Source organism: Burkholderia sp. AU18528 (genome assembly GCF_002223215.2).
Taxonomy (GTDB): Bacteria; Pseudomonadota; Gammaproteobacteria; order Burkholderiales; family Burkholderiaceae; genus Burkholderia; species Burkholderia semiarida.
Genome location: NZ_NKFC02000004.1, coordinates 656,488 through 680,528, shown reverse-complemented (window position 1 = coordinate 680,528; position 24,041 = coordinate 656,488). Strand labels below are relative to the sequence as shown.

Sequence of the window (24,041 nt, the reverse complement as noted above, 5' to 3'; positions counted from 1 at the left end):
ATTACGTTCTCGATTCAAAAAACTTTCATCTAGCGTCCCTACACTTCCGTCCAGTTTTCAATTTGCCTTCGCGTTGCTTGCCGTACGCCTGCATCGCGAAGGCCATGTTTCCAACAACCGAAACTGGACTCCACATGCCCGCGTTGCCCAATGCTTCCCGTCGTCAGGCCCTGAAGATCCTCGCCGGCGCGCCGATGCTTCCCCTTTCCGGCCTCGCGCTGCCGGCCCTGCTGACGGGTTGCGGCGGCGACGACGATCCCGCGTCGACGCCGGTCGCCGCCTATACGTCGGCGGCCTTCTCGGCGATGGCCGCGCCGACGCTCGACAACGCGGCCGCGATGGCGACGACGACGGTCGGCTCGACGCTGTCGGTGTCGTTCTCGGACGGCTCGTCGCGCAACTTCAAGCTCGCGTACAAGCCGTTCTTCGTGACGGGCGACATGGTGCCGGACGGCAAGGGCGGCACGACGCTCGCGGGCGGCTACTACGACATCAACAACCAGCCGATCATCGATCGCTCGGTGGCCGGCAAGGAGCGCCAGTTCTATTCCGACTGCCCGGACGGCAGCTCGCTGCTGACGCTGAAGAACGCGAACGTGCCCGGCGTGAAGGGCAACACGGTGTTCGCGGTCGTGCAGTTCGAATACACGACGCGCGACCAGGCGAGCGCGTCGCAGTACGGCCAGCTGCCGTCGCCGATCGCCGTGCTCACGCTCGACCAGGACCCGGCCACCGGCGCGCTGAAGCTCGTGAAGTATCACAACGTCGACACGTCGAGCGCACACGGCCTGTGGATCACGTGCGGCGCGAGCCTGTCGCCGTGGGGCACGCACCTGTCGAGCGAGGAATACGAGCCGGACGCGACGAAGGCCGCGACCGACGCGCAGTTCAAGGCGTTCAGCAAGAACACGTTCGGCGACGAGACGAAGGCGAACCCCTATCACTACGGTCACCTGCCCGAGATCACCGTGAATCCGGACGGCACGGGCACCGTGAAGAAGCACTACTGCCTCGGCCGCATCTCGCACGAGCTGATCCAGGTAATGCCGGACCAGCGCACCGTGATGATGGGCGACGACGCGACCAACGGCGGCCTGTTCATGTTCGTCGCCGACAAGGCGGCCGACCTGTCGGCCGGCACGCTGTACGTCGCGAAGTGGACGCAGACGTCGTCGGCCGGCGCCGGCACCGCGACGCTCACGTGGATCAGGATCGGCCACGCGACCAGCAGCGAGATCGAAGCGCTCGCGAACACGCTGAAGGCGTCGGACATCATGGACCTGGTGACCGTCGACCCGAACGATGCGAGCTACACGAAGATCCACTTCGGCGGCAAATTCAACTGGATGCGCGTGAAGCCGGGGATGGAAAAGGCGGCCGCGTTCCTCGAGACGCACCGCTACGCGGCGCTGCTCGGCGGCAGCATGGCGTTCACGAAGCTCGAAGGCACGACCGTGAACGCGAAGGACAAGATCGTCTACACGGCGATGTCGCGGATCGAGACGTCGATGGTCAAGGGCAACGCGGTGTCCCGCGACGTCGCGCTCGACAAGAAGATCGCCGCGGGCGCCGTCTACGCGCTGAACCTGAAGGCGGGCCAGCGCGACACGACGGGCGGCGCGATCGACAGCGAATGGGTGCCGGTCGACATGGGCGCGCCGGCCGCGCTCGTCGGCGAGGATCTCGCCGCGGCCGACGCGCTCGGCAACCTCGCGAACCCGGACAAGATCGCGAACCCCGACAACCTGAAGTTCTCGGAGAAACTGCGCACGCTCTTCATCGGCGAAGATTCGGGCATGCACGTGAACAACTTCCTGTGGGCCTACAACGTCGACACGAAGTCGCTGTCACGCGTGCTGTCGTGCCCGGCCGGCGCCGAATCGACGGGCCTGCACGCGGTCGACGAGATCAACGGCTGGACCTACATCATGAGCAATTTCCAGCACGCGGGCGACTGGGAATCGCCGCTGCACGACAAGGTCAAGCCGACGCTCGACCCGCTCGTGCGCGCGAACTACAAGGACCGCTTCGGCGCCAGCGTCGGTTACCTGACGGCCGAGCAGACCAGCATCAAGCTCGCGAAGGGCTGACCGTCGCGCGCGGGGACATTGCGCGTTGCAGGGCGCCCTGACCGGGCGTCCCTGACCGGGCGTCCCTGACCCGGCCTCCCGGACCGGGCGTTCTTTCTTCGATCACCGTTCATTCGTCGGCGCTCCACGCCGTTTCATGCGCGATGCCCACTGCGGGCATCGCGCTTTTTTTTGCGTGAAACGAGCGCGAGCGCGGCGCGCATCGCGCGGGCAGGCGGGCGCGATGCGACCGTGGACAGGCGTTTGCGGCGATCGGAGGATAATACGGGCCTGACGCGTCCGGGCGGACGGTCGGAAAGACAGGCAAAAAAAAGCGCCACGGAGACCGTGGCGCTAAAAAAGTTCTAGCCATTCCGAGGGCCGTGCTAGAACCTGAGAGACTGCGCGAAACATCGTTGCCGGTTAAACTCTTGAAACGATGTTTCGAAAACGTGAGACATTCTTTCCGTTTCCGCCCGACAAGTCAAGCGGTATTTGCACCGGCTCATGCACTTTCCGGCAACGCTCATTTGAGCGTTTTCCTAATAAACCAAGGGTGAACCCGTAAAATCTCATCCAATGACCGGTTCTCCCGCGGAACATGCATCCTTTGACAATAGTCCTACAATACCAACAAAATTGAAATCGAGTTTCGGAATTAGAGAGAATCCCTCGTGTCGACACCTGTAACCTCTCCCGCGTCGCGGGACCGTGAATCGTCGCCCGACGAGATCACCGCCCTCGCCCGCGGCCTCGCCGTGCTGCGCCGCATCGCGGCTGCCGACGCGCCCGTCAGCAACCGCGAGCTGACCGAATTGACCGGCATCCCGAAGCCGACCGTCTCGCGCATCACCGCGACGCTCGTCAGCGCCGGCTTCCTGTTTCAGTTGCCCGACAGCGAGCGCTTCGTGCTCACCGCGTCGGTGCTCGAACTGAGCCACGGCTTCCTGCGCAACTTCGACATCCGCGCGCGTTCGCGGCCGTTCATGATCGAACTGGCCGAACGCACGTCGCTGTCCGTGCACCTCGCGGTGCGCGACCGGCTCGACATGGTCGCGATCGACGTGATCCGCCCGCGCTCGGCCGTGCTCGTCACGCGCCTCGAGATCGGCTCGCGGATGGACATCGCGCGCACGGCCGTGGGCCGCGCGTATCTGGCCGCGCTCGAGGACGACGAGCGCCGCCTGCTGCTCGAGTCGCTGCGCACCACCGCCGGCGACGACTGGCCGCACGTGTCCGCCCGCCTGACGCCCGCGCTCGACGAAGCGATGCGCGACGGCCACGCGATCGCGATCGGCGAATGGCGCGAGGGGCTGAACGCGGTCGCGGCCGGTTTCGTCGGCCCGTCGGGTCAGCGCTATTCGGTGAATTGCGGCGGCGCGTCGCACCAGTGTCCGCCCGAATGGCTGCGGGAACACGTCGTGCCCGCGCTGCAGGAATGCATCGCGAAAATCACGCGCGAGATCGGCGGCGCGCCGGCCCGGCGCGTCGGCGTGTAATCGTTTCGTCATCGCCGTGTCGCGTTCTGTAACGACCGTAACCCGTTGAAAGATAGACCGCTGGACTGTAACGGGGACGGCACGTAGGATCATGCCCATCGTCGCGCCGCACTCGCGGTGCGCACCGCTCTTTCCCGGGCGGATCGGCGGGGCCCCGGACCGAGCCGGGCCGCCCCGTCGCGTCTTCCGCACGCCCACGCGCAGCCGAGCAGTCCGATTTCCGGCCCGCCGCGCCGTCTTCCTGACAGAACACGATGGATAACGAACAAAAGCCCACGCCCCCTTCGAAAGACCCCGCGCCCGCCGCCGCCCGGCGCCCGCGCCGCACGTTGCTGATCGGCACCGTCGCGGCCGTCGTCATCGGCGGCCTGCTGTGGTGGCACCCGTGGAACCGCACGCCGGCGGCAGGCAGCACGGCGAAAGGCATGGGCGCGAGCGCCGCGGGCGGCCATCGCGGCCGCGGCGGCCCCGCCGCGATGGCGAACGTTCCGCAGCCGGTGCAGGTCGCCACCGCGACGCAGGGCGAGATGCCGATCGTGCTGTCCGCGCTCGGCACCGTCACGCCGCTCGCGAACGTGACGGTCAAGACGCAACTGTCGGGCTACCTGCAATCGGTGTCGTTCCAGGAAGGCCAGATCGTCAAGAAAGGCGACGTGCTCGCGCAGATCGACCCGCGCCCGTATCAGGTCGCGCTCGAGAACGCCGAAGGCACGCATGCGCGCGACGCGGCGCTGCTCGCGACGGCCCGCCTCGACCTGAAGCGCTACCAGACGCTGCTGTCGCAGGATTCGATCGCGTCGCAAACCGTCGATACGCAGGCGTCGCTCGTCAAGCAGTACGAAGGCGCGGTGAAGACCGACCAGGCCGCGATCGATTCCGCGAAACTCAACCTGACGTATGCGCGCATCACGGCGCCGGTCTCGGGCCGCGTCGGCCTGCGCCAGGTCGACCCCGGCAACTACGTGACGCCGGGGGACACCAACGGCATCGTCGTGATCACGCAGTTGCAGCCGATGAGCGTGATCTTCACGACGTCGGAAGACAACCTGCCGCAGATCCTCAAGCAGATGAACGCAGGCCGGAAGCTGTCGGTCACCGCCTACAACCGCAACAACACGGTGCCGCTCGAGACGGGCTCGCTCGCGACGCTCGACAACCAGATCGACACGAGCACCGGTACGGTCAAGCTGCGCGCGAATTTCGACAACAAGGAAGGCATGCTGTTCCCGAATCAGTTCGTGAACACGCGGCTGCTCGTCGACGTGCTGCGCAACGCGATCATCGTGCCGACCTCCGCCGTGCTGACGGGCTCGATCGGCCAGTTCGTCTACGTCGTGAAACCCGACAACACGGTGACGGTGCGCAAGGTCACGGTCGGCCCGGTCGACGGCGAACGCACGAGCATCGTCAGCGGCGTGGCGCTCGGCGAGCGCGTGGTGACCGACGGCTCGGACCGCCTGCGCGAAGGCTCGAAGATCTCGATTCCGGCCGACAAGCCGAAAGGCGCGTCGGGCGCGCGCGGCGCCGGCGCGGCGTCGGGCGCATCGGCTGCGTCCGGTGCAGCCGGCCATCGCGGCGGACACAAGCACGGCGCGTCGCAGGCAGCGGCCCCCGCGGCCCAGTAACGCGCGGGCCGCTCAATGAATCCATCCCGCCTCTTCATTCTCCGGCCGGTCGGCACCGCCCTCCTGATGGCGGCGATCATGCTGGCCGGCCTCGTGGCGCTGCGCTTCCTGCCGCTCGCCGCGCTGCCCGAGGTCGACTACCCGACGATCCAGGTCCAGACCTTCTACCCGGGCGCGAGCCCGGAAGTGATGACGTCGTCGGTCACCGCGCCGCTCGAACGCCAGTTCGGGCAGATGCCGTCGCTGAACCAGATGTCGTCGCAAAGCTCGGCCGGCGCGTCGGTGATCACGCTGCAGTTCTCGCTCGACCTGCCGCTCGACATCGCCGAACAGGAAGTGCAGGCCGCGATCAACGCGGCCGGCAATCTGCTGCCGTCCGACCTCCCTGCCCCGCCGATCTACGCGAAGGTGAACCCGGCCGATGCGCCGGTGCTCACGCTCGCCGTCAAGTCGAAGACGCTGCCGCTCACGCAGGTGCAGGACCTCGCCGACACGCGCCTCGCGATGAAGATCTCGCAGATCGCCGGCGTCGGCCTCGTGAGCCTGTCGGGCGGCAACCGGCCGGCCGTGCGGATCCAGGCGAACCCGACCGCGCTCGCGCAGTACGGGATGAACCTCGACGACCTGCGCACGACGATCTCGAACCTGAACGTCAACACGCCGAAGGGCAACTTCGACGGCCCGACGCGCGCATACACGATCAACGCGAACGACCAGCTGACGAGCGCCGACCAGTACAACAGCGCGGTCGTCGCGTACAAGAACGGCCGCCCGGTGATGCTGACCGACGTCGCGACGGTCGTCGCCGGCTCGGAGAACACCAAGCTCGGCGCGTGGGTGAATGCGGACCCGGCGATCATCCTGAACGTGCAGCGCCAGCCGGGCGCGAACGTGATCCAGACGGTCGACGCGATCAAGGCGCAGTTGCCGAAGCTGCAGGAAACGCTGCCGGCCGCGCTCGACGTCGAGATCGTCACCGACCGCACGACGATGATCCGCGCGGCCGTGCGCGACGTGCAGTTCGAGCTGCTGCTCGCGGTCGCGCTCGTCGTGCTGGTGATGTACCTGTTCCTCGCGAACGTCTACGCGACGATCATCCCGAGCCTGTCGGTGCCGCTGTCGCTGATCGGCACGCTCGCGGTGATGTACATGGCCGGCTTCTCGCTGAACAACCTGTCGCTGATGGCGCTCACGATCGCGACCGGCTTCGTCGTCGACGACGCGATCGTGATGATCGAGAACATCGCGCGCTACGTCGAGGAAGGCGAATCGGGGCTCGAGGCCGCGCTGAAGGGCTCGCGGCAGATCGGCTTCACGATCATCTCGCTGACGGTCTCGCTGATCGCGGTGCTGATCCCGCTGCTGTTCATGGGCGACGTGGTCGGGCGCCTCTTCCACGAATTCGCGATCACGCTCGCGGTGACGATCGTGATCTCGGCGATCGTGTCGCTCACGCTCGTGCCGATGATGTGCGCGAAGCTGCTGCGCCATTCGCCGCCGCCCGAGAGCCATCGCTTCGAGGCACGCGTGCACCGCGCGATCGACTGGGTGATCGCGCGCTACGCGGTCGCGCTCGAATGGGTGCTGAACCGCCAGCGCTCGACGCTCGTCGTCGCGCTGCTGACGCTCGGGCTGACCGCGCTGCTCTATGTGTTCGTGCCGAAGGGGTTCTTCCCCGCGCAGGACACCGGCGTGATCCAGGCGATCACGCAGGCGCCGCAGTCGATCTCGTACGGCGCGATGGCCGAACGCCAGCAGGCGCTCGCGGCGGAAATCCTGAAGGATCCGAACGTCGCCAGCCTCACGTCGTTCATCGGCGTCGACGGCAGCAACATCACGCTGAACAGCGGCCGGATGCTGATCAACCTGAAGGCGCGCGACGAACGCGGCGAAACGGCCGCGCAGATCATCCGCGGCCTGCAGCAGCGCGTCGCGAACGTCACCGGCATTTCGCTGTTCATGCAGCCGGTGCAGGACCTGACGATCGACTCGACGGTCAGCCCGACGCAATACCAGTTCATGCTGACGAGCCCGAATTCGGAAGAATTCGCGACCTGGGTGCCGAAACTCGTCGCGCGGCTGCAGCAGGAGCCGTCGCTCGCCGACGTCGCGACCGACCTGCAGAGCAACGGCCAGTCGGTGTACATCGAGATCGACCGCGCGAGCGCCGCGCGCTTCGGCATCACGCCGGCAACCGTCGACAACGCGCTGTACGACGCGTTCGGCCAGCGCATCGTGTCGACGATCTTCACGCAGTCGAACCAGTACCGCGTGATTCTCGAGTCGGAGCCGAAAGAGCAGCACTACGCGCAATCGCTGAACGACATCTACCTGCCGTCGGCCGGCGGCGGCCAGGTGCCGCTGTCGTCGATCGCGTCGTTTCACGAGCGGCCGTCGCCGCTGCTGGTCGCGCACCTGTCGCAGTTCCCGTCGACGACGATCTCGTTCAACCTCGCGCCGGGCGCGTCGCTCGGCGAAGCGGTCAAGGCGATCGAGGCCGCCGAGAAGGACATCGGCCTGCCCGGCTCGTTCCAGACGCGCTTCCAGGGCGCGGCGCTCGCGTTCCAGGCGTCGCTGTCGAACCAGCTGTTCCTGATCCTCGCGGCGGTCGTCACGATGTACATCGTGCTCGGCGTGCTGTACGAGAGCTACATCCACCCGATCACGATCCTGTCGACGCTGCCGTCGGCCGGCGTCGGCGCGCTGCTCGCGCTGATGATTACCGGGCACGACCTCGACATCATCGGGATCATCGGCATCGTGCTGCTGATCGGCATCGTCAAGAAGAACGCGATCATGATGATCGACTTCGCGCTCGAGGCCGAACGCGTCGAAGGCAAGCCGCCGCGCGAGGCGATCTACCAGGCGTGCCTGCTGCGCTTCCGGCCGATCCTGATGACGACGCTCGCCGCGCTGCTCGGCGCGGTGCCGCTGATCGTCGGCTCCGGCGCGGGCTCCGAGCTGCGCCAGCCGCTCGGGATCGCGATCGCCGGCGGCCTGATCGTGTCGCAGGTGCTGACGCTGTTCACGACGCCCGTGATCTACCTCGGCTTCGACTCGCTCGCGCGCCGCATGCGCGGCTGGTTCGAGCGGCACGGCCCCGACGCCGGCACGCGCACGGACGTGTAAGCGATGAACCTGTCGCGTCCCTTCATCACCCGCCCCGTCGCGACGACGCTGCTCGCGCTCGGCGTCGCGCTCGCGGGCCTGTTCGCGTTCATCAAGCTGCCGGTGTCGCCGCTGCCGCAGGTCGACTTCCCGACGATCTCGGTGCAGGCGTCGCTGCCGGGCGCGAGCCCGGAAACGGTCGCTACCAGCGTGACGAGCCCGCTGGAGCGGCACCTCGGCTCGATCGCGGACGTCTCCGAAATGACGTCGACGAGCACGGTCGGCAATGCGCGGATCATCCTGCAGTTCGGCCTGAACCGCGACATCGACGGCGCCGCGCGCGACGTGCAGGCCGCGATCAACGCGGCGCGCGCCGACCTGCCGGCCGCGCTGAAGAGCAATCCGACCTACCGCAAGGTCAACCCGGCCGATTCGCCGATCATGGTCGTGTCGCTGACGTCGGAGACGGCGTCGCCGGCGAAGGTGTACGACGCCGCGTCGACGGTACTGCAGCAGTCGCTGTCGCAGATCGACGGGATCGGCCAGGTCTCCGTGAGCGGCTCCGCGAACCCGGCCGTGCGCGTCGAGCTCGAACCGCAATCGCTGTTCCACTACGGGATCGGCCTCGAGGACGTGCGCGCGGCGCTGGCCTCCGCGAACGCCAACGCGCCGAAGGGCGCGATCGAGTTCGGCCCGCAGCGCTTCCAGCTCTACACGAACGACCAGGCGTCCCAGGCGTCGCAGTATCGCGATCTCGTGGTCGCCTACCGCAACGGCTCGGCCGTGCGGCTGTCCGACCTGTCCGACGTCGTCGATTCGGTCGAGGACCTGCGCAACCTCGGATTGTCGAACGGCAAGCGCGCGGTGCTCGTGATCCTCTACCGCTCGCCCGGCGCGAACATCATCGAGACGATCGACCGCGTGCGCGCGGCGCTGCCGCAGCTCACCGCGTCGCTGCCCGCCGACATCACGGTCACGCCGGTGCTCGACCGCTCGACCACCATCCGCGCGTCGCTGAGGGACACCGAGCACACGCTGCTGATCGCGATCAGCCTCGTCGTGATGGTCGTGTTCCTGTTCCTGCGCAACTGGCGCGCGACGCTGATCCCGAGCGTCGCCGTGCCGATCTCGATCGTCGGCACGTTCGGCGCGATGTACCTGCTCGGCTTCTCGATCGACAACCTGTCGCTGATGGCGCTGATCGTCGCGACCGGCTTCGTCGTCGACGATGCGATCGTCGTGCTCGAGAACATCTCGCGGCACATCGAGAACGGCAAGTCGCGGATGCAGGCCGCGTTCGACGGCGCGCGCGAAGTCGGCTTCACGGTGCTGTCGATGAGCATCTCGCTCGTCGCGGTGTTCCTGCCGATCCTGCTGATGGGCGGGATCGTCGGGCGCCTGTTCCGCGAGTTCGCGCTGACGCTGTCGCTCGCGATCGCCGTGTCGCTCGCGGTGTCGCTCACGCTCACGCCGATGATGTGCGCGCGCCTGCTGCCCGACCGGCACAACCCGCAACGCGAGGGCCGCTTCGGGCGCTTCCTCGAACGCGGTTTCACGCGCATGCAGCGCGGCTACGAGCGCTCGCTGTCGTGGGCGCTGCGCCGGCCGCTGTTGATTCTGCTGACGCTGTTCGCGACGATCGGGCTGAACGTCTACCTGTACGTCGTCGTGCCGAAGGGCTTCTTCCCGCAACAAGACACCGGGCTGATGATCGGCGGCATCCAGGCCGACCAGTCGACGTCGTTCCAGGCGATGAAGCTGAAGTTCTCCGAGATGATGCGGATCGTGCAGGGCAACCCGAACGTGAAGAGCGTCGCGGGCTTCACCGGCGGCACGCAGACCAACTCGGGCTTCATGTTCGTCACGCTCAAGGACCGCACCGAGCGCAAGCTGTCGGCCGACCAGGTGATCCAGCAGTTGCGCCCGCGGCTGGCGGACGTCGCGGGTGCGCGCACGTTCCTGCAGGCGGCGCAGGACATCCGCGTCGGCGGCCGGCAGAGCAACGCGCAGTACCAGTTCACGCTGCTCGGCGATTCGAGCGCCGACCTGTACAAGTGGGGGCCGATCCTGACCGAGGCGCTGCAGAAGCGCCCCGAGCTGACCGACGTGAACTCCGACCAGCAACAAGGCGGCCTCGAGGCGATGGTGACGATCGACCGCGCGACGGCCGCGCGGTTCGGCATCAAGCCCGCGCAGATCGACAACACGCTGTACGACGCGTTCGGCCAGCGGCAGGTCTCGACGATCTACAACCCGCTGAACCAGTACCACGTCGTGATGGAAGTCGCGCCGAAATACTGGCAGAGCCCGGAGATGCTGAACCAGGTGTGGATCAGCACGTCGGGCGGCAGCGCGAACGGCTCGCAGACCACCAACGCGGCCGCGGGCACCTTCGTCGCGACCTCGGCCGGCACGTCGAGCGCCGGCACGGCCGCGCAGAGCGCCGCGGCGATCGCGTCCGACTCCGCGCGCAACCAGGCGCTCAACGCGATCGCGGCGAGCGGCAAATCGAGCGCGTCGTCGGGCGCGTCGGTGTCGACGTCGAAATCGACGATGATCCCGCTGTCGGCGATCGCGACGTTCGGGCCGAGCACGACACCGCTGTCGGTCAACCACCAGGGGCTGTTCGTCGCGACGACGATCTCGTTCAACCTGCCGCCCGGCGTGTCGCTGTCGCAGGCGACGCAGATCATCTATCAGACGATGGCGGAGGTCGGCGTGCCGCCGACGATCGTCGGCAGCTTCCAGGGCACCGCGCAGGCGTTCCAGCAGTCGATGAACGATCAGCCGATCCTGATCCTCGCCGCGCTGCTGGCCGTCTACATCGTGCTCGGGATCCTGTACGAGAGCTACATCCATCCGATCACGATCCTGTCGACGCTGCCGTCGGCCGGCGTCGGCGCGCTGCTCGCGCTGCTGCTGTTCAAGACCGAGTTCAGCATCATCGCGCTGATCGGCGTGATCCTGCTGATCGGCATCGTGAAGAAGAACGCGATCATGATGGTCGACTTCGCGATCGACCAGACGCGCAACAACGGGAAGTCGTCGTTCGACGCGATCCACGAGGCGTGCCTGCTGCGCTTCCGCCCGATCATGATGACGACGATGGCCGCGCTGCTCGGCGCGCTGCCGCTCGCGTTCGGCAGCGGCGACGGCGCCGAATTGCGCGCGCCGCTCGGGATCGCGATCGCCGGCGGCCTGATCATGTCGCAAGTGCTGACGCTCTATACGACGCCGGTCGTGTACCTGTACATGGATCGGCTGCGCGTGTGGGCCGAAAAGCGGCGCAATCGCCGCGGCAACAGCGGCGGGCCGGCCGTCGCCGGCGAGTGACGAAAGCGGCCGCCCTCGGGCGGCCGTCTTTTGCGCTTGATTGCCGGGTTTGATTGCAGGACTTGGTGGCCGGACGTGGTGCCCGGACTTGTTTGCCGGCCGCGATCGGCTATCGTGTATCCATGCCCACCTCGTTCCCGTCCCGGAATCTCGCCATGAACGTCCAGCTCAACCATACGATCGTCTGGTGCCGCGACAAGCATGCGTCGAGCCGCTTCCTCACCGAGTTGCTGGAATTGCCGCCGCCGACGCCGTTCGGCGCGATGCTGGTCGTCGCGCTCGACAACGGCGTGTCGCTCGATTTTTACGAACAGGCGGGGGAGATCCGGTCGCAGCATTACGCGTTCCTGATCGACGAAGCCAGCTTCGATCGCGTGCTCGCGCGCATCCGCGAACGCGGGTTGCCGCACTGGGCCGATCCGGCGAAGCGGCAAGCCGACGACATCTACCGCCACAACGGCGGACGCGGCGTGTACTTCGACGATCCGGACGGCCACTTCCTCGAAGTGATGACGCGACCGTATGCGCTGAACGGTTAGTGGAAGAAGGCCGGCATCGCGCCGGCCACGGGGCGGCGGGCCTCGCAACCGCACTGCTTCATGCGAACGCGCGGCCTGTGCCTGCGCCCCATCCGGCCCGCACTTCGCGGCGGCGCGACGGATGGCGCTTCATCAGGCAGGTCCTTACTCGGCAGCCTCGGCCGTCTTGCGCGGCCGCCGCGCGCGCGGCGCCGCCTTGCGGGCCGGCTTCTTCGGCTTGGCCGGGGCCGGCGCGTCAGCGACCGCTGCGATCGGTTCGGCGTGTACGGGAGCATCGTGCGCGGGCTGCGCGACGGCATCGCCGCCGGTTTCACCGCGTGCCGGCGCCGCGCCGGCGGCTCGCCCGTCGTCATGTTCCGCGTCGCGATGCATCGCTTCGGCATGCTTGCCGCCGCCGTGCTTCGCGTCGCGCTGCGGGGCCTCGCTTTCCTCCACCGCCGCCTGCCGGCCGGCGCTCTTGCCGTCGCCGCCCTTCTTCGTACCGGCCTTCTTCGCGGGGGTCTTGCGAGCACGCTTGCGTGCGGTCTTCGCATCATCGTGCCCGCCCGCCGGTTCGCCGTGCGCGGCCGCGGCTTCGCCGACGGTCACATCGGCTTCGTCCGCGTCGGTGAATTCGACCGCCGTCTCGACCGGCTCGTTCTCCTGCACGAACGGCGTACCGAATGGCTCGCCGAACGGCTCGCCGTGCCGCCCGCGTCCGCGGTGATGGCGCGGCTCGCGCTCGGCCTGCACCGGCTCCGCCGGGCGCCGGCCGTGCTGGGCCGGTGCGTGTTCGGCGGCCACGGCGTGCTCCGCAGCCGACTGGCGGGCCCGCGACACGAACGCGCCCGACTTGTCGTCGCGCCCCACTTCGAGCAGGCCGCGCGCCTGCGCCTCGTCGAGCAGGTTGCCGAACGCACGGAACCCGTAGTACGACTCGTTGAAATCCGGCTTGCGGCGCTTGATCGCGCTCTTGAGCACCGACGCCCAGATCTTGCCGACGTCGTCGCGCTCCGACGCGAGCGCGTCGAACGTCTCGACCGCCAGCGCGATCGCCTCGGCCTTGCGCGCCTCCATGTCGTGCTTGCGCGACGGCTCGTCGGGCCGCTTCGCGCCGCCGTTGCCCGCGCGCTGCTGCTGTTCGCGCTTCGCGAGCGCACGCTGCTGCTCGCGCACCAGATCGTCGTAGAAGATGAATTCGTCGCAGTTCGCGACCAGCAGGTCCGACGTCGATTTCTTCACGCCGACGCCGATCACCTTCTTCGCGTTTTCGCGCAGCTTCGACACGAGCGGGGAAAAATCCGAATCGCCGCTGATGATCACGAACGTATCGACGTGCGACTTCGTGTAGCAGAGGTCGAGCGCGTCCACGACGAGCCGGATGTCGGCCGAATTCTTGCCCGACTGGCGCACGTGCGGAATCTCGATCAGCTCGAAGCTCGCCTCGTGCATCGACGCCTTGAAGCCCTTGTAGCGATCCCAGTCGCAATAGGCCTTCTTCACGACGATGCTGCCTTTCAGCAGCAGGCGCTCCAGCACGGGCTTGATGTCGAATTTCTCGTACTTCGCGTCGCGCACGCCGAGCGCGACGTTCTCGAAGTCGCAGAACACGGCCATGCTGACGTTGTCCAAGGGTAATGCCATGTGTACTCCAACCGGTGGGCCGACGCGTTATTCACGCGTAGCGGCGAAAAATGCATCGCGCACATGATAGCCGGTCGGCGCGTCATTCCCGCATCCGGGCGAATGAATGCACGCCGGCATGCGTCGTGCCGGTACGCCCGCAGCCGGTACGCCCGCAGCCGGTCGCCCACGCCGGTACGCCCGCAGCCAGTACGCCCGCGCCGGTACGCCCCTTATTACGCCCCCACCGCCGGGCCGATTCGACATTACACTTGAGTTATCGGTCGTCCGTCCCTATCTGCACGGATGACGCATCGAGCAAGGAGCGGTTTCATGACGACGAAGGTACTGCTGATTGGCGCGACCGGACGAACGGGCCAGGCCTGCGCGGATCTGCTGCTCAAGCAGCCGGAGTTCGAGGTCACGGCGCTCGTGCGCCGGCACGGCTATGCGCTGGCGGGCGCACGGGTCGTCGAGGCCGATCTGACGAACGATTTCTCGCACGCCTTCCAGGGCATCACGCACGTGATCTACGCGGCCGGCTCCGCCGAATCCGAGGGCGCGGCCGAAGAGGAGCAGATCGACCGCGACGCGGTCGCCCGCGCGGCCGACTACGCGCTCGCGTTCAACGTGCAGAAGCTCGTGGTCGTCAGTTCGTTGTCCGCATACCGGCCGGAGCACGGGCCCGACGCGCTGCGCCACTATTCGCAGATGAAGCGCGAAGGCGACGACCGCGTGATCGCGTCGGGCGTCGATTACGTGATCCTGCGCCCGGGCCCGCTCACGGACGATCCGGGCGTCGGCAAGATCGCGCTGACCGACACGTGGCTCGATCCCGCGCCGCCCGTGTCGCGCCAGGACGTTGCATGGGCCGCGATCGAGGCGATCAAGCTCGGCATCTCGCGCAAGATCGTCGGCTTCGTCGGCGGCGGCGTGCCGATCGAGCAGGCGCTGCGCGCGTAACGGCAACGGGCGGCCACGCACAGGCCGGGCGTTCCCGTGCCCGCGGCCCGCACGACGGGCCGTTTTCACGCGCGCGGGCAGCCGCCTACTGCTTCGGATGCGCGTCGGCCCACGCCTTCACGGCGGCGAGCGTGTTCTCGACGTGCTTGTCGGGCGACAGGCTCGTGTATTCGTAGAGAACCTTCCCTTCCGGCGAAATCACGTAGGACACGCGGTTCGCCCGGTCGAGCGCAGGCAGCTTCGCGTCGTACTCGCGGATGATCTTCGCGTCCGGGTCGGCCGCTACCGGGAACTTGCTGCGGCATTCGCTCACCGAGAACTTCGTCAGCGTGTCGATGTTGTCGGCCGACACGCCGATCACCGTCGCGCCGTAAGCCTTGTAACGGTCGACCGCGTCCGCGAACGCATGCGCCTCGATCGTGCAGCCCTTCGTGAACGCCGCCGGATAGAAATACAGCACGACCGGCCCCTGCTTCAGCGCGTCCGCGAGCGAGTACGTATACGTCTTGCCGCCCAGCGACGCCTGCGTCGTGAAATCGGGCGCCGCCGCGCCCGGCTTCAGTTGCGCCTGCGCCACCAGCGCATGGCCGGCCACCAGCGCCGCCATGGCGCCCAGCAACAGTTTTCTCTTCATCTGCGTCCTCATTTCTTATAAAGTCAGCCTCGATGTAGGCCACGTGGGCGTTCGCCTGCCGAACACCGCATCGATGATCCGGACCCGCGGCTGCGCCGCGCGTGGCCGGCCCGTTAAAGATTTCTGACAGTCTGCCGTTATTCCTTCCGGACAACCGGTTCCAGCCCTTCACGTCAGCGAGAAACATGGAAGCCAACAGGAAACAGACGTCACGCAAGGGCTCCTGGCGCAGCGCCTTGCATACGCTGCGCCGCTTCGCTCGGTCGGGCGGCGCGCTGATGCCCGCGCGCGCCGTGGCGCCGCGCCGCGACGACTCCGTGCGCGACTGGCTGGAACAGACGGTCGGCACGGTGGATTTCCTCGCCCATGTCGACCGCGAGCTGCGCTTTCTGTACGTGTCCGACGCGAGCCTGCGCTTCATCGGCTACCACCGCGACTACCTGCATACGCTGACGCTGCGCGACCTGATCGCCGAACAGGATACCCCGGCGCTCGAAGGCCTGCTCGCCCGCGCCGCACGCTCCGGCCAGGTCGAGAAGGCGACGATGTGCATCGTCAAGTCGCTCACCTACCCGCTGGACGTCGAGGTCCGCGCGTTCAAGAGCCGCCACCACGGCGTCGACGGCTTCGCGATCGCGGCGTTCGACGTGTCGTCGTGGCGCGCGCTCGAGGCACGCCTGACGTACGAAATGCACCATGACCCGATGACGGGGCTCGACAACCTGTCCGCGCTCGTGCCGGCGCTGATGCGCGCGCAGCAGACCGCCGACGAGGACGGCACCTGCGCCGCGCTGCTGCTGCTCGACCTCGACGACTACCAGCGGATCAACCGCGCGCTCGGCTACGACGCGGGCGACACGCTGCTGCGCGAAACCGCGCAGCGGCTGAAGGCGCTCGTCACGCCGAACGAGCAGCTCGCGCGCGTCGCGAGCGACAAGTTCGCGGTCGTGCTGGGCGCACCGGACCGCACGCAGGCGAGCCATGCCGCCGACGCGCTCGCGCGCCGGCTGCAGGCCGCGGTGCGCGAGCCGTACGTATTCCAGGGGCAGACCGTGCACCTGTCCGCGAGCATCGGCATCGCGCTCTACCCCGACGAACGTGCCGCGCCGCATCGGGCGCAGCATCACAGCCCGCTGCTGCGCCGCGCCGACCACGCGCTCGCGCAGGCGAAGGCCTCGGGCGGCAACGCGCTCGCGTTCCACGCGCCCGTCGACGATCCGGCCGACGCCGAACGGCTCAAGCTCGAAGCCGACCTGTACGACGGCGTGCGCAACGGCGAGTTTTCGCTCCATTTCCAGCCGATCACCCACAGCCAGTCGGGCGCGGTGGTCGGCGTCGAGGCGCTGATCCGCTGGCGCCATCCGGTGCACGGCCTCGTGCCGCCGGCCACCTTCATCCCGCTCGCCGAATCGATCGGCCTGATCAACTACCTCGGCAACTGGGTGCTCAAGGCCGCGTGCATGCAGCTCGTCGCCTGGGACGGCCAGGGGCTCGCGCTGCAATACGTGGCGGTCAACGTGTCGCCGCAGCAGTTCCGCGACCCGCGCTTCACGCAGAGCGTGCGCGAGGCGATCGCGCTGACCGGCATCGACCCGCGCCGTATCGTGCTCGAAATCACCGAAAGCCTGCTGATGCACGATCCCGCGCACGCGAAAATGCTGCTCGAGGAGCTGACCGATCTCGGCATCCGCTTCGCGATCGACGATTTCGGCACCGGCTATTCGAGCCTTGCCTATCTGCAGCGCTTCCCGCTCGCGAAGCTGAAGATCGACCGCAGTTTCGTCGAGAACCTGCTGACGTCGCGCAACGACCGCGCGATCGTGTCGGCGGTGGTCGGCCTCGCGCAGACACTCGATCTCGAGCTCGTCGCCGAGGGCGTCGAGACCGAGGCGCAGCGCGAGCTGCTGACGGAGATGGGCTGCAATCACATCCAGGGCTGGCTCGTCTGCCAGGCGCTGCCGTCCGAGGAGCTCGCGCGGCGCTTCGCGGCGCAGCAGCTGCACCTGCACGCCGCCGCCTGACGCGCGCGGCGAACCGGACGGATCCGTATGTCAATCACCGAACACCTGCCCCGCACCGCGCTGCTCGACAAGCTGTGGGCGCGGATGAACGAACGGGGCGATTTCCCGCTGCTGTCGGAATCGCTGCGCGCGACGATGGCCGCGATGAAGAACGACGATCTCGACTTCACCGCGCTCGTGCGCGTCGTGCTGTCGGATTTCGCACTCACGCAGAAAGTGCTGCGGCTCGCGAACTCCGCGATGTACATGGCGTTCGGCGGCAACATCACCACCGTGACCCGCGCGCTGATGGTGCTCGGCATGGATGCCGTCGGCCATCTCGTGGTCGGGCTCAAGCTCGTCGACCATTTCCATCAGAGCACGCCGCGGCGCATCGACGCGAAGCTGGAGCTGAACCGCGCGCTGCTGTCCGGCTGCGTCGCGCGCAAGCTCACCGAGCGCGCCGAACTGCGCGCGGGCGAGGAAGCCGTCGTCTGCACGCTGATGCGCCAGGTCGGCAAGCTGCTGGTGGTCTGCTATCTCGACAGCGAGTGGGACCGCATCCGCCGCCGCGCGGCCGAACTGAACGGCGACGAATCGGCCGCCTGCGCCGACGTGCTCGGCGTCGGCTTCGACGAGATCGGCCTCGAGGCAGCCGCGCGCTGGCGGCTGCCCGACGTGATCCGCGCGGGGATGGCCGACGGCGACCACGCGGCGCACGCCGACGCATTCGACGACGAGGACGGCGACGCCCGCCACGCGGGCCCGGCCGCCGACGACGGCCCGGCAGCGCGCATCCGCTGGCTGCGCGCGGTGAGCCGCTGTTCGACCGACGTCGCCGGCGCGCTCGTCATGCCTGCCAGCGCGCAGCGCGACGCGCGCATCGCGGCGCTCGCGCAGCACTACGGCGCCGAGCTCGACATGGAATCCGAGGCGATCGTCGAGATCGCCGAGCGGCTCGCGCGCGAGGAAGCGAGCGACACGGTGATGCGCGAGATCGTCGAGCTGCGCGCGAACGCCGATGCGATCGCGCGCGCGCAGGCCGAACCCGAGGCATGCCTAGAGGCCGGTCTGGCCGACCTGCGTGCGCTGCCGTCCGAGCACGTGCTGACGCCGGTGCTCGCGCTTGCGTCGGAAAGCCTGCTGGCCGGCCTCGCGTTCACGCGCACCGTGATGTTCGTGCGTCACGACGACGGCACGTTCGCCGCGCGCCTGGGCTTCGGCCCCGGCGTCGATACGGCGCTCGACCGGCTGCGCTTCGACGAGCGCTTCGAGCCGGACGTGTTCCATCTCGCGATCACGAACTCGGTCGGCATCTTCATCGAGCAGGCGCGGGAGCCGAAGATGGTGAAGCGCCTGCCCGCGTGGTATCTCGACGCGTTCGACGACACGCGCGCATTCGTGCTGCTGCCCGTACGCGTCGGCGCGACGAGCGTCGCGCTGCTGTACGGCGACTGGGCCGGCGCGCAGCCCGCGCGCAAGATCTCGCAGCAGGAGATGGCCGTGCTCAACGAGCTCGCACGCGAGCTGGGGCGGTTCTTCGCCGCGCAGCCGGGCTGACGGCCGGCCCGCCGCTGCCGTTTTCGCTGCCGAAAAGCAAACCGGCCGCATCGGCGGCCGGTTTTTTACATCGCGCGCGTACGAAACGCTTACTTGAGCGTGACGGGCACGCTGAAGTACTTCTTCGCAAGGTTGTCGATCGTACCGTCGGCCTTCAGTTCCTTCAGCGCCTGATCGAGCGCGGTCTTCAGCGCCGCGTCGTTCTTGCGCAGGCCGAACCCGACGCCCGAGCCGAGGATCTCGGCGTCGCTGACCGTGCCGCCCGCGAACCCGAAGCCCTGGCCTTGCGGCTTCGTCAGGAAGCCCTTCGAGCCGGCTTCCGAATCCTGGAAGGTCGCGTCGAGACGGCCCGACTTCAGGTCGGCATAGGCCAGATCCTGCGTCTGGTACGGCACGACTTCAACGCCGGCCGGCGCCCACTTCTTCTTCGCGTACGCTTCCTGGATCGTGCCCTGCAGCACGCCGACGCGCTTGCCCTTCAGCGCTTGCGGGGTCGGCAGCAGGCCGCTGCCCTGCTTCGCGATCAGCTGGTTCGGAATCGTGTAGATCGGATCGGTGAACGCGATCGCGTGCTTGCGCTGGTCGGTGATCGTCATGTCCGAGTTGATCGCGTCGAACTTGCGCGCCTGCAGCGCCGGGATCAGGCCGTCGAAGTCGTTCTCGACCCACACGCACTTCGTCTTCAGCTTCGCGCACACCGCGTTGCCGATGTCGATGTCGAAGCCGGTCAGCTTGCCGTCGGGCGTCTTGTATTCGAACGGGGCGTACGAGGCCTCGACGCCGAACCGGATCTCCTTCAGATCCCCGGCAAGCGCGCTGCCTGCCGCCACCGCCGATGCCGCCACCACCGCATGCGCGGCCACTTTACGCCAATCCAACTTCATCAGGTGTTCTCCTCGATACTCGAATGTTCCGAAACGACGGGCGCATCCATCATTGCAGGGTCGGATGACACCGGCAATGCCGACGCCGCGCCGTGATGCGGCGCAACAGCCGCAAGGCCGCGATTGTACCAATCCGCGCGGCCCGGCATGGCGGAGCGGGCGTCGGCGCGCGATGCTGCGCCGCGTGCCCGGCGGCCGCCACGCGACCCGCCGAACTTGCAAGACGGTGTCGCAAACAAGCAAGCGCGACGCACGCGCCGTCTGCGCGGCGGGCGGGCGTCATCGCCAAAATGAAGGAGCCGCGGGACGATGCGCGCCGCGCGTCGCCGCGGCCCGCACGATCGCGCCTCGATCAGACGAGTGCGGCCAGCGTCTCGCGCGTCGTGTCGATCACGAGCAGGCCCGCGCGCAGCCCGGGCTTCACGGTCGGGTTCGGAAACACGATCCGTTCCTCGTCGTGCGTCACCGTGTAGCGGTAGTCGCCGTCCCGTGCGAGCACGGTGCCGCGTGCGAATGCGGTGAAGTTCGCGACGTCGGCTGCGACGAACAGCTCGAGCGCGTCGCTCTGCTTCGTGATCTGGTCGATCACGGTGAACACGCGCGGCAGCGGCGGACGGCCGCCCTCGGCCGCGTCTTCACGCCGCTCGCCCGACACGAGCTTGCGCACCGCACGATCGGCCGGCGCGAAACGCGCGAGGTCGTTCTGGCCGAACGGCCGCACCTTGCCGAGCTCCAGCGTGCACGCGAGCGCACCGCACTGCTCGGCCGTGAAATGCGAATACGTGTTGCCCTTCGCGGTGTGCAGCAGCACGGCCGCGATGCGCGCATCGCCGAGCCATTCGACCATCGCGCGCGTGGGCGGCGTGCCCGTGTGCGGCAGCAGCGCGAACTGCTCGAATACCGACGCACGGATCGCCGTATGCATGTCGATGTGCCAGCGCGCGCTGCCCGCCGGCGCCGCCGCGAAGAAGGCGGATGCCGCCGCTTCGAGCCGCGCGGCGCGCGGCGCTTCGCGGCTCGCGGGCACCTGCGCGTGACGGCCGCCGAACAGGCGGTTCAGGTCGTCGTCGAGATAGCGTTCGCCCGCGCGCATCGCCGGCACGTTGCCGAGCACGACGAGCAGCCGGCACGCGAGCGGCAGCGCGCCCGACGCGAGATCACGCACGAGCATCGACAGCAGTTCGATCGGCGCGGTCTCGTCGCCGTGCACGCCGGCCGACACGAGCACGCTCGCGCGCGCCGCGGCGTCAGCGGCGGCAGGCTCGAACGCGATCAGCCCGTCGCCGAGCCATTGCCAGCGCACCGCGGCGCCCGCGCAGGCGCCGTGCGTTTCAGCCGGCGCACCGCCCGCCAGCGTGAACGCGAGAAAATCGCCGAGCAGCGCGGCGGCCGGCATCCGTGCCTCAGCGCTGGAAGTCATACAGCGAACCGACGCGCAGGATCTGCGTGAGCTCGTCGAGCGCCGTGCGCGATTCGTCGAGCAGCGCCGGATCGGCGAGGTCTTCCGGTGCGAGGCGATCGCGATAGTGCTTGTCGATCCACGCGTCGAGCGACGCAAACAGCGTGTCGTTGATCCACACGTTCGACGTGACGGCCGCGCGCTCCGCTTCGTTCAGCACGACGCGCAGGCGCAGGCAAGCGGGGCCGCCGCCGTTCTTCATGCTTTCGCGCAGGTCGAACACGAGCACGTCGCGGATCGGGCCGTTGCCGGCCGCGAGATGGTCGAGGTAGGCGGCGACCTTCGCGTTCTCACGGCATTCCTGCGGCACGACGAGCACCTGCGAGCCGTCCGCGCGCGACAGCAACTGGCTGTTGAACAGGTAGGACGTGACGGCATCGTTCACGCTCACGGCCGCGTCCGGCACCTCGATCACGTTCAGGCGCGCGCCGCGCGCGTCGAGCGCGGCGGTCAGCGTGTCGTAGATCGCCTGCTTGTTGACGAACGCGCGTTCGTGCGTGAACAGCGTGTCGCGGTTGCCGACCGAGATCACGTCGTTGTGGAACACGCCCGCGTCGATCACGTCCGGATCCTGCTGCGCGTAGACCGTCGCTTCCTCCGCAAGCCCGTGGCGATGCGCGACCGCGCGGCTCGCCTCGAACGTCTGGCGGGCCGGGAAACGCTTCGGCTCCGGCCCGCGACGGTATTCCGCGCGGCCGTACACGAAGAATTCGACGCCCGGCTTGCCGTACTCGGCGCAGAAGCGCGTATGGTTCGCCGCGCCTTCGTCGCCGAGCGCCGGCGTGCCCGTCAGCGCTTCGTGCACCGCGAAGTGCGCGGGGTCGGCGAACAGCGTCGACAGCGTGCGGCGCGTCGCTTCGTGCTCGATCGCGCGATGCAGCTTGCTGCACAGGTTCGCCGGCGTGAAGTGCACGCGGCCGTCGCTCGTGTCGGCCGACGGGCTGACGGTGGCCGCGTTCGCGGTCCACATCGCCGACGCCGAGCTCGCCGCGGCGAGCAGTTCGGGCGCCTGCTTCGCGGCCTTCGCGATCACGTCCGCGTCCTTGCCCGAGAAGCCGAGCTCGCGCAACAGGCGCAGCGACGGCCGCTCCTGCGGCGGCAGCACGCCTTGCGCGAAGCCGAGATCCGCGAGCTGCTTCATCTTGCGCAGCCCCTGCTTCGCGGCCGCCTTCGGGTTCGCGGCCGACTTCTCGTTGTTCAGCGACGCCACGTTGCCGAACGACAGCCCGGCGTAGTTGTGGGTCGGGCCGACGAGTCCGTCGAAATTGGCTTCTTGTGCGTTCATCGTCGCTCCCTCGATCAGAAATGCAGGCCCGGCGACAGGCTCGCGGGCAAGGTCAGTTGCGTGCTTTCCACCGACGCCATCGGGTACGCGCAATAGTCGGCCGCGTAGTACGCGCTCGGGCGATGGTTGCCCGAGCGGCCCGTGCCGCCGAACGGTGCGGCCGACGATGCGCCGTTGGTCGGGCGGTTCCAGTTGACGATGCCGGCGCGGATCGTGCGGCGGAAGTGCTCCCATGCCTTCGCGTCATCGGCGAGCAGCCCGGCGGACAGGCCGAACGCCGTGTCGTTCGCGCGCTCGATCGCTTCGTCGAACGTCGCGTAGCGGACGATCTGCGCGAGTGGGCCGAAGTGCTCTTCGTCGGGCAGGTCCGCGACGCCCGTCACGTCGACGATCGCCGCATTCACGAAGCCGAGGCGCGGATCGCGCTGCGTCATCGCGATGATCGGCTTCGCGCCCCGCTCGACCAGGCGCGCCTGCGCGTCGACCAGCTTCGCGGCCGCGCGTGCCGAGATCACCGCGCCCATGAACGGCTGCGGATCGGCATCGAACACGTCGGCGGTGATCTTCGACGTGACGTCGGCGAAGCGGGCGAGGAAGCGGTCGCCGAACGCGCCCTGCGGCACGAAGATGCGGCGCGCGCACGTGCAGCGCTGGCCGGCCGACAGGAACGCCGACTGGATCGTGTGATGCACGGCCGCGTCGATGTCCTCGACCTCGCCGATCACGAGCGGGTTGTTGCCGCCCATCTCGAGCGCGAGCACGATTTCCGGCCGGCCGCCGAACTGCCTGTGCAGCAGCGTGCCGGTATCCGAGCTACCGGTGAAGAACAGCCCGTCGATCTGCCGATGGTTCGCGAGCGCGATGCCGGTGTCCTTCTCGCCCTGCACGAGGTTCAGCACGCCGGCCGGCAGCCCGGCTTCGTGCCACACCTCGACCGTCGCGCGCGCGACGCCCGGTGCGAGTTCGGACGGCTTGAACACGACCGTGTTGCCGGCGATCAGCGCCGGCACGATATGACCGTTCGGCAAGTGGCCGGGGAAGTTGTACGGGCCGAACACCGCGACGACGCCGTGCGGGCGATGACGCAGCACCGCGACGCCGTCGGCCATGTCCTGGCGCTTCTCGCCCGTGCGTTCCTGGTAGGCCTGGATCGAGATGCCGACCTTCGCGGCCATCGACGCGACTTCGGTGCGCGCTTCCCACAGCGGCTTGCCGGTTTCGCGGCCGATCGCGGTCGCGATCGCGGCCTTGCGTTCGGTCAGCAGCGCCGCAAAGCGCTTGACGATCTCGCAGCGGGCTTCGAAGTCGAGCGCCGACCAGCCGGCGAACGCGCGGCGCGCGCTCGCGACCGCACGGTCGACGTCGGCCGCCGACGCGCTTTCGCCCTGCCATGCGATCGCGTCCGTCCCCGGGTTGCGCGAAGCGAAGACGGGGCCCGAGCCTGCGACCCAGGCGCCGTCGATGAAGAGTTCCGTCATGAT

Annotated in this window: 15 protein-coding genes; 9 read left to right on the top strand and 6 right to left on the bottom strand. The window is 68.3% G+C overall.

Translation table 11 applies throughout. The features are described 5' to 3' along the window. The first annotated feature begins 134 nt into the window (after positions 1 to 134). The 6 genes from CFB52_RS05920 (at position 135) to CFB52_RS05895 (ending at position 12,173) form a co-directional block, all read left to right on the top strand. A complete protein-coding gene (locus tag CFB52_RS05920; protein WP_099316231.1) occupies positions 135 to 2,090 on the top strand; it encodes a PhoX family phosphatase in 1,956 nt (651 codons plus the stop codon). A 653-nt stretch (positions 2,091 to 2,743) separates the two neighbouring features. Next, positions 2,744 to 3,568 (top strand): IclR family transcriptional regulator, encoded by an 825-nt coding sequence (locus tag CFB52_RS05915; RefSeq protein ID WP_059573946.1) that lies wholly within the window; start codon positions 2,744 to 2,746, stop codon positions 3,566 to 3,568. A gap of 254 nt (positions 3,569 to 3,822) precedes the next feature. Beyond that, positions 3,823 to 5,193 (top strand): MdtA/MuxA family multidrug efflux RND transporter periplasmic adaptor subunit, encoded by a 1,371-nt coding sequence (locus CFB52_RS05910; RefSeq protein WP_060965788.1) that lies wholly within the window; start codon positions 3,823 to 3,825, stop codon positions 5,191 to 5,193. A gap of 15 nt (positions 5,194 to 5,208) precedes the next feature. Then, the gene (locus tag CFB52_RS05905) at positions 5,209 to 8,322 is read left to right on the top strand and encodes an MdtB/MuxB family multidrug efflux RND transporter permease subunit (protein WP_099316230.1); all 3,114 of its coding nucleotides are present in this window, start codon (positions 5,209 to 5,211) and stop codon (positions 8,320 to 8,322) included. Between the two features lie 3 nt (positions 8,323 to 8,325). After that, complete coding sequence (locus CFB52_RS05900; protein WP_059644051.1) at positions 8,326 to 11,634, top strand: efflux RND transporter permease subunit; 3,309 nt, start codon at positions 8,326 to 8,328, stop codon at positions 11,632 to 11,634. Positions 11,635 to 11,789: 155 nt separating this feature from the next. Then, a complete protein-coding gene (locus tag CFB52_RS05895) occupies positions 11,790 to 12,173 on the top strand; it encodes a VOC family protein (protein ID WP_059573950.1) in 384 nt (127 codons plus the stop codon). 144 nt (positions 12,174 to 12,317) lie between these two features. Here the strand turns inward: CFB52_RS05895 and CFB52_RS05890 are convergent, their stop codons facing one another. After that, positions 12,318 to 13,796, bottom strand: a complete 1,479-nt coding sequence (locus CFB52_RS05890; RefSeq protein WP_099316229.1) for an NYN domain-containing protein — start codon at positions 13,794 to 13,796, stop codon at positions 12,318 to 12,320. Between the two features lie 312 nt (positions 13,797 to 14,108). On the opposite strand from CFB52_RS05890, the gene CFB52_RS05885 reads away from it, so the two are divergent. Further along, positions 14,109 to 14,738 (top strand): SDR family oxidoreductase, encoded by a 630-nt coding sequence (locus CFB52_RS05885; RefSeq protein ID WP_099316228.1) that lies wholly within the window; start codon positions 14,109 to 14,111, stop codon positions 14,736 to 14,738. Between the two features lie 85 nt (positions 14,739 to 14,823). Here CFB52_RS05885 and CFB52_RS05880 read toward each other — a convergent pair whose 3' ends face one another. After that, positions 14,824 to 15,372 (bottom strand): peroxiredoxin, encoded by a 549-nt coding sequence (locus CFB52_RS05880; RefSeq protein ID WP_099316227.1) that lies wholly within the window; start codon positions 15,370 to 15,372, stop codon positions 14,824 to 14,826. A 278-nt stretch (positions 15,373 to 15,650) separates the two neighbouring features. On the opposite strand from CFB52_RS05880, the gene cdpA reads away from it, so the two are divergent. Both cdpA and CFB52_RS05870 read left to right on the top strand, forming a co-directional pair. Beyond that, complete coding sequence (gene cdpA, locus CFB52_RS05875; protein ID WP_196485201.1) at positions 15,651 to 17,393, top strand: cyclic di-GMP phosphodiesterase CdpA; 1,743 nt, start codon at positions 15,651 to 15,653, stop codon at positions 17,391 to 17,393. 27 nt (positions 17,394 to 17,420) lie between these two features. Then, positions 17,421 to 18,932 carry an HDOD domain-containing protein gene (locus tag CFB52_RS05870; protein WP_099316226.1) on the top strand — a complete coding sequence of 504 codons (1,512 nt, stop codon included), beginning with the start codon at positions 17,421 to 17,423 and terminating at the stop codon, positions 18,930 to 18,932. 89 nt (positions 18,933 to 19,021) lie between these two features. Here CFB52_RS05870 and CFB52_RS05865 read toward each other — a convergent pair whose 3' ends face one another. From CFB52_RS05865 to astD, 4 genes are all read right to left on the bottom strand, one after another. Beyond that, positions 19,022 to 19,816 carry an ABC transporter substrate-binding protein gene (locus tag CFB52_RS05865; protein ID WP_059573956.1) on the bottom strand — a complete coding sequence of 265 codons (795 nt, stop codon included), beginning with the start codon at positions 19,814 to 19,816 and terminating at the stop codon, positions 19,022 to 19,024. 352 nt (positions 19,817 to 20,168) lie between these two features. Beyond that, positions 20,169 to 21,212, bottom strand: a complete 1,044-nt coding sequence (gene astE / locus CFB52_RS05855) for a succinylglutamate desuccinylase (RefSeq protein WP_180278203.1) — start codon at positions 21,210 to 21,212, stop codon at positions 20,169 to 20,171. 7 nt (positions 21,213 to 21,219) lie between these two features. Continuing rightward, entirely contained in the window at positions 21,220 to 22,560 is a 1,341-nt protein-coding gene (gene astB / locus CFB52_RS05850) for an N-succinylarginine dihydrolase (protein ID WP_060965782.1), read from the bottom strand. Positions 22,561 to 22,574: 14 nt separating this feature from the next. Next, positions 22,575 to 24,038, bottom strand: a complete 1,464-nt coding sequence (gene astD / locus CFB52_RS05845) for a succinylglutamate-semialdehyde dehydrogenase (protein WP_099316223.1) — start codon at positions 24,036 to 24,038, stop codon at positions 22,575 to 22,577. Between the last annotated feature and the right edge of the window lie 3 nt (positions 24,039 to 24,041).